At 62.2% G+C, this 10,994-nt stretch carries 8 protein-coding genes, 1 other RNA gene and 1 pseudogene; 3 read left to right on the top strand and 7 right to left on the bottom strand.

Translation table 11 applies throughout. The features are described from left to right. Positions 1-172 precede the first annotated feature (172 nt). The 3 genes from DCO48_RS22755 to DCO48_RS16715 are packed head-to-tail and all read left to right on the top strand — an operon-like array spanning position 173 to position 1,319. Complete coding sequence (locus tag DCO48_RS22755; protein WP_165840788.1) at positions 173-337, top strand: hypothetical protein; 165 nt, start codon at positions 173-175, stop codon at positions 335-337. Beyond that, positions 334-540 (top strand): hypothetical protein, encoded by a 207-nt coding sequence (locus tag DCO48_RS16710; RefSeq protein WP_116551725.1) that lies wholly within the window; start codon positions 334-336, stop codon positions 538-540. Before DCO48_RS22755 ends, DCO48_RS16710 begins: the two co-directional genes overlap by 4 nt. Next, complete coding sequence (locus DCO48_RS16715; RefSeq protein WP_116551726.1) at positions 537-1,319, top strand: BRO family protein; 783 nt, start codon at positions 537-539, stop codon at positions 1,317-1,319. Before DCO48_RS16710 ends, DCO48_RS16715 begins: the two co-directional genes overlap by 4 nt. Here DCO48_RS16715 and DCO48_RS16720 read toward each other — a convergent pair. From DCO48_RS16720 to DCO48_RS16750, 7 genes and pseudogenes are all read right to left on the bottom strand, one after another. Then, positions 1,264-2,670, bottom strand: coding sequence for a site-specific integrase (locus DCO48_RS16720; RefSeq protein ID WP_116551727.1), 1,407 nt, complete (start codon positions 2,668-2,670; stop codon positions 1,264-1,266). The two genes, DCO48_RS16715 and DCO48_RS16720, sit on opposite strands and share 56 nt — an antisense overlap. A gap of 80 nt (positions 2,671-2,750) precedes the next feature. Further along, positions 2,751-2,847: signal recognition particle sRNA small type (gene ffs, locus DCO48_RS16725), an RNA gene on the bottom strand. A gap of 133 nt (positions 2,848-2,980) precedes the next feature. After that, positions 2,981-3,235 (bottom strand): annotated as a pseudogene (locus DCO48_RS16730) (putative zinc-binding metallopeptidase); the annotation flags it as partial. A 17-nt stretch (positions 3,236-3,252) separates the two neighbouring features. Beyond that, positions 3,253-5,607, bottom strand: coding sequence for an NAD-dependent DNA ligase LigA (ligA, locus tag DCO48_RS16735; protein WP_116551728.1), 2,355 nt, complete (start codon positions 5,605-5,607; stop codon positions 3,253-3,255). 145 nt (positions 5,608-5,752) lie between these two features. After that, complete coding sequence (gene zipA / locus DCO48_RS16740; RefSeq protein ID WP_116551729.1) at positions 5,753-6,625, bottom strand: cell division protein ZipA; 873 nt, start codon at positions 6,623-6,625, stop codon at positions 5,753-5,755. 214 nt (positions 6,626-6,839) lie between these two features. Beyond that, positions 6,840-10,328, bottom strand: coding sequence for a chromosome segregation protein SMC (smc, locus tag DCO48_RS16745; RefSeq protein WP_116551730.1), 3,489 nt, complete (start codon positions 10,326-10,328; stop codon positions 6,840-6,842). A 2-nt stretch (positions 10,329-10,330) separates the two neighbouring features. Next, positions 10,331-10,990 (bottom strand): GntR family transcriptional regulator, encoded by a 660-nt coding sequence (locus DCO48_RS16750; protein WP_116551731.1) that lies wholly within the window; start codon positions 10,988-10,990, stop codon positions 10,331-10,333. Positions 10,991-10,994: the final 4 nt, after the last annotated feature.

The raw sequence follows: 10,994 nt of genomic DNA on the forward strand, positions 1-10,994 counted from the left end.
CAGCTATCGATCGCCAGTTACATCCATGGGTTTTACAACGACAGCCGACTGCACTCTGCGCTGGGCTACCGTTCTCCGAACGAATATGCCAAAGGCTTGAGGCAGAAGGCTGGATAACAAGCTTCTTGGCGTCCGCTGCCAGGGGACAGGCCCAGTCGTTATTGATTGCATCGTGGATGAACAGCTAAGCCTCTTTGAAGCCCGTCTCCGGGAGCGCCTGGAAGCGACCGTCCGGTCTATCACCCTGGGCCACATCCATCAGGTCCAGGACTTCCTGCAAATGACCCAGGAGCTGGTCGTCAAAATCGACGTGAACATGCAGGAGGTGAAGGCATGAGCCGCGTAGCCGTCATTCTGAACGTCTTCACCAAAACCATTGCACGCCTGGAGGCCCTGGCTAAGCGCAACCGCCGTCGAGCCAGTGTGAAGTCCGCTAAGGCCGACGTACTGGATACCCAGGCCCAGGAACTGCTCAAGGAAGCCGAAACCGCAGACAAAGCAGCAAGCCGACTGAAGGGCTTCCTGGAGGAGCCGGTATGAGCCTGCAGGTATTCAACTTCGGCCTGCAGGATGTTCGGGTCGTGGAGCTGAGGGGTCAACCGTGGTTCGTCGCAAAAGACGTTACGGAGGTGCTTGGCTTCACCATCGACAACATGCGTTATCACGCCAAGCAGACCTTTAATGCGGACGAAAAGCAGGTAGTCAAACTACCGGGCTTCCGTGGCTTAGGCGCCCTCTGCCTGTCTGAATCAGGCCTGTACAAGATCATCATGCGGAGCGACAAGCCCGAGGCCAAAGCCTTCCAAGACTGGGTAACGCGGGTAGTCCTCCCAGCCATCCGCAAGGACGGCGCCTACATCATGGGGGAGGAGAAGGTAGCAACCGGCGAGCTGTCGGAAGACGAACTGCTGGAGAAAGCCTTCGGCATCCTGCAGCGCAAGGTCGACCGCCTGACCCAGGAAAAGGTGGCACTGCAGGCTGAGAACGCCCGCATCCTCCCTGCAGCCCAGGTCGGGGAAGCCGTTGGCCAACGCTCCCGTATCGGTGTGGTCGACTTCGCCAGGAAGCTCCCAGGCGTGAACACCATGCAACTGCAGAAGACCCTCCAGGTTATGCAGTACCTGTTCAAGCGGGATGGCCACTGGGCTGTTTACAACAAGCACAAGGGCGTTCTGTTCGACGAGGTAATGGCACCTGATGGCCGTTCCAAGATTGTTGTACTGGAGAAAGGCCAGCGACTCCTGGTCCAGCTCTCCATCGCACTTACAGGGACTCCAGGGAAACCAGCTCTACTGTCGGCGCCAATATGCCCGGTTTAAAGTCTTTGCCGTAACGGTTGAAGGTAATACCTCCCGCCTGATGGCCGAGCAGCCCACCGACCAATGACTCAGCAACCCCCTTCTGTTTCAGATGGTCGGCCAATGTGTGTCGGAAGCTATGGAAGTCCTTCTTGCCGACTTCATCACGGAACCCCAACTGGTCACGCAATCGAGCAAACCACTTGGACGGAGCCGCGCTATAGCCATGCTTACTATGGCAGGTCAGTTCAGGGAACACCCGTTGCTTCCCAGACTCCTTCACCTTCTGCACGTACGCCAAGAAACCCAACTCAACCAGCTTAGAGTGGATCGGCACCAACCTCTCCGACCCCGGTGTCTTGAGCTTCTGGTCGGGCCGAGTGGCACGTATATGAATGCAGGCGATACCGTCAATGGTGACGATGTCGTCAGTGTAGAGCTGGCAAAGTTCATTGAGCCGGGCACCCGTATAGAGCCCAAGTAGCGGTAGCCAGTATTGGTTCGGCTTGCCGCCATGAGCGGGCGGGTACGTGGCTTTGTCGAACAGCCGCTTTAGATCCTGCACACTGAATACGCTACGCTCCTCACTGACCTTATGCCGCTGACGCACACGAAGACCATCAAAGGGATTACGGCTGCAATAGCCCTCCCTGACTGCATATGAGAAGAATGTCGTTAGGTTCTTGATGTAGTTGTTGAACGTCGTGACGCTAATGGTGCTGGTCGCCTCCGCGATAGTCTGCTCTAGCGGCTGGTCAGGCAGTTGGTGGAGACGCGGCGGTAGTTTCAACGCAGTCTCCCGGAACCGATGAGCATCCTTACGGGTTATCTGGTCGATGGGTAGGTCGCCAATGATTCTGGTCAACAGCACAGCCACAGCACGCTTGTCGTCCAGGGACTTCACCAGTACCCCTTCCCTACATTGCTGAGCCAAGTGCTCCTCGACCACAGCAAGAAAGCCCGGCGATTGCGGTGTAACCGAGGGCTCTATCACGGACGGCCTCACTGGAGCGACCGAGACGGCTACTGAAGGCTGGGACGGCGATGCAGAGGGCAAGGGCATGGTCGTGCCAACCATCTGCTGCTGACGAAGCCATGAGGCCCAACTGGCAAGACGCTTACCCCCAACCTCCCAGGCCCCGCGAATCAAGTCGAGCGACGGTCGCAACCCCTGGAATGCCTGGGTAAACAAACCCTGGACCTGGGCCAGAATATCCCGCCCACGAATCAACGCCTCCCGCTTGCAGCGAGTCTGCAGGGAGCGACGTATTTCTCTTTGAGGGAATAACGGACGAATTAAATCCGGCACCACAATTCGGAAGTAGTAAACCGAGTGGCGGGACAACAAAAGATAGGACGGGATGGTCGACACGGATGTATCACTCCTTGTACCACCGCGTGGTAAAGGGTGAAAAACCGTTAAGAATCAATCACTTAGATGATTGGAGGCGACCCCACCAGCCACACCCCGGCACACAATGTTCCCGCTGTGGCTGCTCCCTTCCGGGCCTGACCAGGTTGACGGGTAATCGTTGCGGGGGGACCGATGGGGTCACCATAACGCAGCCTGTCTAGCGACAAGCCGCGCCATTGTACCGGCCTGATACCAAGTTACAACCTTTTATTTTCAGAATCAGCTAGATAGCCGCGTCCGCGACACACAAATGAATGAAATGCAGCTTGCCCAGCGCCAGCGCCGTGTCCAGCGCATCGGTCATGTGCAGGTAATGCGCCCAGGTTTCGGCCCAGTCCTCCCACGGGTGCATGGTCGCGTAAGCGCTGACATGCGCCATCGCCCAATTGGCCGGGGCGCCCTGCTGGTAATGCCACTAAAGCGCCGCCGCATAGCTGGCACGCTCGTCGCCGAACAACCGGCGAAAATCCTCCAGCCAGACGCTGTCGATCACCAGCCGATCCCCGTAGTAATGCCCCACTTCGCTGCCGCGCCGTTCGCTCAGACCGTAATACCATGCTTAGCCAGGAAGCCGACGAACTGGTCTTCGTCCAGCACCTCCAGGCCCAGCTCGTTGGCCTTGGCCAGCTTGGAGCCGGCACCAGGGCCGGCCACCACACAGTGGGTCTTGGCCGACACCGAGCCGGCCACCTTGGCCCCGAGGCTTTCCAGCTTGTCCTTGGCGATGTCGCGACTCATGCGCTCCAGCGAACCGGTCAGCACCCAGGTCTGCCCGGCCAGCGGCAAGCCCTCGGCAACTTTCTTCTCGCAGGCCCAATGCATGCCGAACTCGCGCAACTGCGCTTCGATGGCGTGCGCCAACTGTTGATTGGCCTCATCGCGGAAAAACTCGCGCACCGCATCGGCCTGCTTGGTGTTCAGTGCCTGACGCAAGTCGATGCCATCGGCGGCGATGATCGCGTCGAGGCTACCGAGCTTGGCCACCAGCTTCTCGGCACCGGTGGGGCCGACCGAGCTGATGTCGAGCTTGGCGATCAGCCCGGCCAGGGTGGTGCTGGCAGCGAACTCGGCCGCCAGCTCACCTTCGTCCTGCAGTTGCATGCCACAGGCCAGCAGTTGCTCGATGACGCCCTGGTTGTGCGCGTCCTCGAAGAAGTTGTGGATCTCATGGGCCACTTCCAGGCCGATGTCCGGCAGGTAGGTGAGTACCTGCGGCAAGGCCACCTGCACCCGCTTCAGCGAACCCAGCGAGCGCGCCAGCACCTTGGCCGTCTCCTCGCCGACATCGGGAATACCCAGGGCATAGATGAAGCGCGCCAGGCTCGGCCGCTTGCTGTCTTCGATGGCCGCGAGCAGCTTGTTGCTCGACACTTCGGCAAAGCCTTCGAGGTCGACGATCTGCTCGAAGGTCAGCCGATAGAGGTCGGCCGGCGACTTGATCAGGCCTTCGTCCACCAGTTGCTCGACGCTCTTCTCGCCCAGGCCTTCGATGTCCATGGCGCGTCGCGAGACGTAGTGAATGATCGCCTGCTTGAGCTGCGCCGCACAGGCCAGGCGGCCGACGCAACGGTACACCGCGCCCTCGCTGTGGGTTTGCTTGCCCTTGCTGCGCTTGACCAGCACGGTGCGCTCGACGCGCGAGCCGCACACCGGGCATTCGCTGGGAATATGCACCGGACGGGCATCGGCCGGACGCCGCTCGGTAACCACCTGCATCACCTGCGGGATCACATCGCCGGCGCGGCGGATGATCACCGTGTCGCCGATCATCACGCCCAGGCGGGCCACTTCGTCCATGTTGTGCAGGGTCGCGTTGGCCACGGTGACGCCGGCCACTTTGACCGGCTTGAGCCGCGCCACCGGGGTCACCGCACCGGTCCGGCCAACCTGGAATTCGACGTCGAGCACTTCGGTCAGCTCTTCTAACGCCGGGAATTTATGCGCGATGGCCCAGCGCGGTTCGCGGGCGCGAAAGCCCAGCTCGCGCTGCGAAGCCAGGCTGTTGACCTTGAACACCACGCCGTCGATCTCGTACGGCAGCTCGTTGCGACGCTCGCCGATGTCACGGTAGTAGGCCAGGCATTCGTCGATGCCAGCGGCGTGCTTGAGCTCGCGGCTGATCGGCAGGCCCCAGCCCTTGAGGGTTTCGAGAATGCCGATATGAGTATCGCCGATCTGCTCCGAGACTTGCCCGAGGCCATAGCAGCAAAACTCCAGCGGACGGCTGGCAGTGATCTTCGAATCCAACTGGCGCAGGCTGCCGGCGGCGGCATTGCGCGGGTTGGCGAACGTCTTGCCACCGCTCTCTGCCTGGGCGGCATTCAAGCGCTCGAAGCCAGCCTTGCTCATGAACACCTCGCCGCGTACTTCCAGCACGGCCGGCCAGCCGCTGCCGTGCAGCTTGAGCGGGATGTTGCGCACGGTGCGCACGTTGACGCTGATGTCTTCGCCGGTGGTGCCGTCGCCACGGGTGGCGCCCTGCACCAACTGACCGTCGCGGTACAGCAGGCTGACGGCGAGGCCATCGAGCTTCGGTTCGCAACTGTAGTCCACCGCCGAACCGCCGCCGAACAGGTCGCCGGCAGGCAGGTCGAGGCCTTCGACCACCCGGCGGTCGAACTCGCGCAGGTCGGTTTCCTCGAAGGCGTTACCGAGGCTGAGCATCGGCACTTCATGCCGCACCTGGGTGAACGCCGTCAGCGCCGCACCGCCAACCCGCTGGGTGGGCGAGTCGTCGCTGACCAGTTCGGGGTGCTCGGCTTCCAGGGCCTGGAGTTCACGGAACAGGCGGTCATACTCAGCGTCTGGCACGCTCGGCTCGTCGAGCACGTAATAACGGTAGTTGTGCTGGTCGAGTTCGGCGCGCAGTTCGAGGATGCGGGTTTCGGCGGTCATGGTTGTAATCTCTTGCAAAGCAAAAGAGCAGCCTGGGCTGCTCTCGCGTAGTTCGGTAAGGCCTTGAGGACCTCATCGCGGGACAAGCCCGCGCCCACAGTGTGCTGCGGTGCTCTTGTGGGAGCGGGCTCGTCCCGCGATGCTTTTAGCGTTTTTGAGTCAGCGCACGACGCTCAAACTCGACGATCCGCTGACGGTAATGCTCAATCGTCTGCGCGGTCATCACGCTGCGCTGATCGTCCTTCAGCTCGCCGTTCAGCTCATGCGCCAGCTTGCGTGCCGCCGCCACCATCACGTCGAACGCCTGTTTCGGGTGACGTGGGCCTGGCAGGCCGAGGAAGAAGCTCACCGCGCGGGTGCTGAAGTGGTCGATGTCATCCAGGTCGAACACCCCCGGCTTCACCGCGTTGGCCATCGAGAACAGCACTTCGCCGTTACCGGCCATGCTTTCATGACGGTGGAAGATGTCCATCTCGCCGAAGCGCAGGCCGCTTTCGAGTATGTTCTGCAGCAGCGCCGGGCCCTTGAAACCACCCTCGTCGCGGGAAATCACGCTGATCACCAGCACTTCTTCAACCGGCGGCAGGTCTTTGCCTTCGCTGGCGCCGAAACCGCTGGTCTTCGGGCTTTCGTCCGGGAAATCGTCGTCGGCATTGCCGAACAGGTCCGGCTCACGCGCCTCGGCGGCCAGGTTCAAGTCGCCCTGGCTCGGCTCGCTGGCACGCTTGCCACGCTTGCTCTTGCCAACTTTCGGCTCGCGCTGCTCGCGCAGCGGGACGCTCATCGACGGCAGGTCATGCTCATCGAGCTGCGGCTCTTTATGGTTGTCCAGCACACGGGGCGGGCCGAGCACCTCGGCGCCACCGCTCTCGTCGTCCGGCAGATTGGAGAAACTGCGGTCCAGACGGAATTTCAACTTGCCCTTGCCACCGCGCATCCGGCGCCAGCCGTCAAAAAGAATACCGGCGATGACAATAATGCCGATGACGATCAGCCACTCGCGCAGACCGATTTCCATGTAATCCCGTGCCTCTGTGAAAAATGCTGAAAAATAAAGGGTTTAAACCCCTTTAAAACGTGGCGCCAACTCTATGTTCTGACAGGCGTTTTACCCACGCATAGAAAAATTGACATTAAGCTAGCACGACCAAAGATAACTTTACACCGTCTGTCGCAACTGACACGGCCATTTGCTGCAAGTTCGTGCGCCATCTCGCTTTTCGCGGGTCGTTTCAGGCGTCGACCATGGCCATCGCCTCCTCTACGTCCACTGCCACCAGCCGTGAACAGCCCGGCTCGTGCATGGTTACCCCCATCAACTGATCGGCCATTTCCATGGCGATCTTGTTGTGGGTGATATAGATGAACTGCACCGTCTGACTCATCTCTTTAACCAACCGCGCATAGCGACCGACGTTGGCATCGTCCAGCGGCGCATCGACTTCGTCGAGCATGCAGAACGGCGCCGGATTCAATTTGAAAATGGCAAATACCAAGGCCAGGGCAGTCAGCGCTTTTTCACCGCCCGAGAGCAAATGAATGGTGCTGTTCTTCTTGCCCGGCGGCCGCGCCATGATCGTTACCCCTGTATCGAGTAGATCTTCGCCCGTCAGTTCCAGATAAGCGCTGCCACCACCGAAAACTTTTGGGAAAAGCGCCTGTAATCCGGCATTTATCTGATCAAAGGTATCCTTGAAGCGGTTGCGGGTTTCCTTGTCGATTTTGCGGATGACGTTTTCCAGGGTCTCGAGCGCTTCGACCAGGTCATCGTTCTGCGCATCCAGGTAGCGCTTGCGCTCGGACTGCTGCTGGTACTCGTCGATGGCCGCCAGGTTGATCGCACCCAGGCGCTGGATACGCCCGTCGATGCGCTCCAGCTCAAGCTCGGCCTCCTGCTCGCTGGCCCCCTCGGCAAGGGTGGCCAACACGCCGTCGAGGTCGTAGCCGTCGGTGTGCAGTTGCTCCTGCAAGGTCTTGCGGCGCACGCTCAGCCCCTGCCATTCCATGCGGTGCTGCTCCAGCTGGCTGCGCAACAGTTGTGCCTGCTGTTCGGCCTGGGTCCGGCGCTTCTCGGCGTCGCGCAGTTCACGGTCGGCTTCGTCCATGTGCAGGCGGGCCTGACGCATTTCCTCGTCGACGCTCATGCGCTTTTCCAGCAGTTCTTCGAGTTTCAGACGCAGCTCTTCCAGCGGCGCCTCGCCCTCCTCCAGGCCCAAGCTCAACTGCTCGCGCTTTTCCGTCAGGCGTTCGGCCTGCAGTTCCAGGCGCTCCAGGGCCTGACGGGTAGAATCGTGCTGGGCGCGCAACGACCCCAGGCGCACCGCCAGTTGATGACCGTGATCCTTGTGCTGGCGGGCCTCCTGGCGCACGCGGTCGAGGCGCTCGCGCAACTGGTCGCGCTGGGCCAGCAGTCGCTCACGCTGCTCGGTGTCCTGGGCCATCAGGTCGAGGGCGTCCTGCAATTGCAGACGCGACTCGCCGAGGCTTTCGTGTTCGAGGGCGCGTTGTTCGAGCATTTCCGCCAGCTCTTCTTCCAGACGCTGACGCCGCAGGCTCAACTGCTCGGCGCGGGCCTTGCCGGCGGACAGCCGGGCCTTCAGCTCGCCCTGCTGGCGCGCCTCGTCCTGACTGCGCCGGCGCAGCTGTTCGCGCCCCTCTTCCAGCTCGCGCTGCTGTTCACGCAGGGCCAGCAGTTGTGCTTCAAGTGCTTCGAGGTTGGCCGCGAGGGTTTCGCGCTCAAGGCCCAGTTGCTCCAGCTCCTGGCCACGCGCCAGTACGCCGCCCTGGGCGTCGCTGGCGCGGTTGACGCGCAGGAAGTGCCGGCCGACCCAGTAGCCATCGCGACTGATCAGGCTGACGCCGTCAGCCAGTTGGCTGCGCGCAGCCAGTGCGGCTTGCAAGGTTTCCACCGGGCGCACCTTGCCCAGCCACGGGCTCAGGTCGAGTGTGCTCTGCACCTTGTCCAGCAAGCTGCCCGCCACCCCGGCGCCCGCTGTGCCAGACTCGATCAGACGCAGGTCACCCTGGCTGAAATCGCCCAGCTCCAGGCCGCCGAGATCGTCGACCAGCACCGCCTGCAGGTCGGCACCGAGCACGGTTTCCACCGCCAGCTCCCAACCGGCGTCCACCCGCAGACCTTCGGCCAGCCGTGGGCGCTGTTCCAGGCCCTGCTCGCGCAACCACTGCGCGGTGCCACTGTCGGGATCGAGCGCGGCCTGTTGCAAGGCCTCCAGCGACGCCAGCCGCCCGCCCAGACGTTGCAGCTCGCCTTGCGCCTGCTGCTGGGCCTGGGTGGCCTGCTGCAGGCGCTCGCGCAGGGCGTCGAGGCGCTCGCCGGCTTGCAGCTCTTCAAGCTGAAGGTCTTCCAGCAGCAGTTCGCTGCTGGCCAGTTGTTCGCTCAGTTCGAGGATCGCTGCGTCTTCCGGGTCGGCACTGAGCTGATCGCGCTCTTCGCTCAACTTGCGCTGGCGCTCGGCAACCCGTTCCAGGCTCTGCTCCAACTGCTGGATGCGCGACTGCTGCACCTCGGCCTGACGGCGCGGCTCGGCGGAGCGGCTGTTGAAGGTATCCCACTGCTCCTGCCAGCCGTGCATGGTGGCTTCGGCTTCTTCCAGGGTGGCCGCGGCTTCTTCGGCGGCGGCCAGGGTCAGTTCCTGTTCCGGTTCGAGCATTTCCAGCTCTTCGCCGAGGGTCGCCAGCAAGGTGCGGTCATGGCCCAGGTGCGACTCGGTTTCCAGGCGCGAACGCTCGGCTTCCTTGAAGTCGTCCTGCAACTGGCGCAGGCGCTGCTGGCCATGCTGGATGTTCTGCTCGACCCGGGCGATGTCGCCGCCCACCGAATAGAAGCGCCCCTGCACCAGGCTGAAGCGTTCCGACAGGTCGTGGTGACCATCGCGCAGGCGCTCAATGCTCGCATCGGCATTGCGCTGCTCGGCCACCAAGGCCTCGAAGGCGATTTCCTGATCGGCGATGATCGCCTCGCGCTGGCCGACCTGGTCGTGCAGCGCCTGCCAGCGCAGGGCGGCCAGTTGGGCCTTGAGCTGACGCTCCTCGGCCTTGTATTCCTTGTATTTCTCCGCCGCCTGGGCCTGCCGGTGCAGGCGTTCGAGCTGGCGTTCGAGCTCTTCGCGCAGGTCGGTCAGGCGCTCCAGGTTCTCGTGGGTGCGGCGGATACGGTTTTCGGTCTCGCGGCGGCGCTCCTTGTACTTGGAGATACCGGCGGCTTCTTCGATGAAGTTGCGCAGTTCTTCGGGCTTGGCCTCGATCAGCTTGGAGATCATCCCCTGTTCGATGATCGAGTAGCTGCGCGGGCCCAGGCCGGTGCCGAGGAAGATATCGGTGATATCGCGGCGCCGGCACTTGGCGCCGTTCAGGTAATAGGTGTTCTGCGCGTCGCGGGTCACCTTGCGGCGGATAGAGATTTCCGCGTAGGCGGCGTATTCGCCGACCAGGGTATTGTCGCTGTTGTCGAACACCAGCTCGATGCTCGCCTGGCTGACCGGCTTGCGGCTGGTCGAGCCATTGAAGATGACGTCGGTCATCGACTCGCCACGCAGGTTTTTTGCCGAGCTTTCGCCCATCACCCAGCGCACGGCGTCGATGATGTTGGATTTGCCGCAGCCGTTGGGGCCGACCACGGCCGCCATGTTGCTGGGGAAATTGACGGTGGTCGGGTCGACGAACGACTTGAACCCCGCCAGGCGAATGCACTTCAGGCGCATGCTTAGGCAGGCACCAGGGCGCCCAGTACCACCAGGCAGCTGCGTTCGCAGTAGGCCGTGAGCACCTCACGAATACGCGGCTGGTCATTGGCCACCACGGCAGCCAGCAAGTTGGCGAACAGCTCGAGGAACTCGCCCATCTCGGCCTTGCGCTGGTCCAGCGCCAGGTAGTAATTGCGGCTCATCGCCGGCTGCAGGTTCTCGACGGTTTCCTGCAGGTACGGGTTGTTGGCGAACGGATAGGCCGCCCGCATCACGGCAAAGCTGTCTTCGACGAAGGCGCGGATGTCCTGGCGTTCGCAGGCGTCCTGCAGGCGCTGCTGGATTTCGAGGAACGGCCACAGGTCGGCATCGCTGCGTCGGCCATGGGCCACCGCGTTGGCCAGCAGGATGTACAGCTCGCTCATCAGCGTGCAGAGGCTGCGCACGTTGTGCTCATTGAGCTCGGTAACGTGGGCGCCGCGGCGCGGCAGGATGGTCACCAGGTGGCGTCGCTCAAGGATCAGCAGCGCTTCGCGCACCGAACCACGGCTGACATTCAACGCCTGGGTGACTTTCAGCTCCTGGATACGTTCGGCAGGCTTGAGCTCACCGCGAATGATCCGCTCGGCCAGGTAATGGGCAATTTGCTCGGAGAGGCTGTCCGGCGCCTTGAACGTCATGGTT

Origin of the sequence: Pseudomonas sp. SDI (genome assembly GCF_003105155.1) — a bacterium.
Taxonomy (GTDB): domain Bacteria; phylum Pseudomonadota; class Gammaproteobacteria; order Pseudomonadales; family Pseudomonadaceae; genus Aquipseudomonas.

Bases quoted from the DNA above. Each gene is read 5' to 3' on its own strand.
- DCO48_RS16710 (WP_116551725.1), top strand. From the start codon at position 334: ATGAGCCGCGTAGCCGTCATTCTGAACGTCTTCACCAAAACCATTGCA.
- DCO48_RS16715 (WP_116551726.1), top strand. From the start codon at position 537: ATGAGCCTGCAGGTATTCAACTTCGGCCTGCAGGATGTTCGGGTCGTG.
- ligA (WP_116551728.1), bottom strand. From the start codon at position 5,607: ATGACCGCCGAAACCCGCATCCTCGAACTGCGCGCCGAACTCGACCAG.
- zipA (WP_116551729.1), bottom strand. From the start codon at position 6,625: ATGGAAATCGGTCTGCGCGAGTGGCTGATCGTCATCGGCATTATTGTC.
- smc (WP_116551730.1), bottom strand. From the start codon at position 10,328: ATGCGCCTGAAGTGCATTCGCCTGGCGGGGTTCAAGTCGTTCGTCGAC.
- DCO48_RS16750 (WP_116551731.1), bottom strand. From the start codon at position 10,990: ATGACGTTCAAGGCGCCGGACAGCCTCTCCGAGCAAATTGCCCATTAC.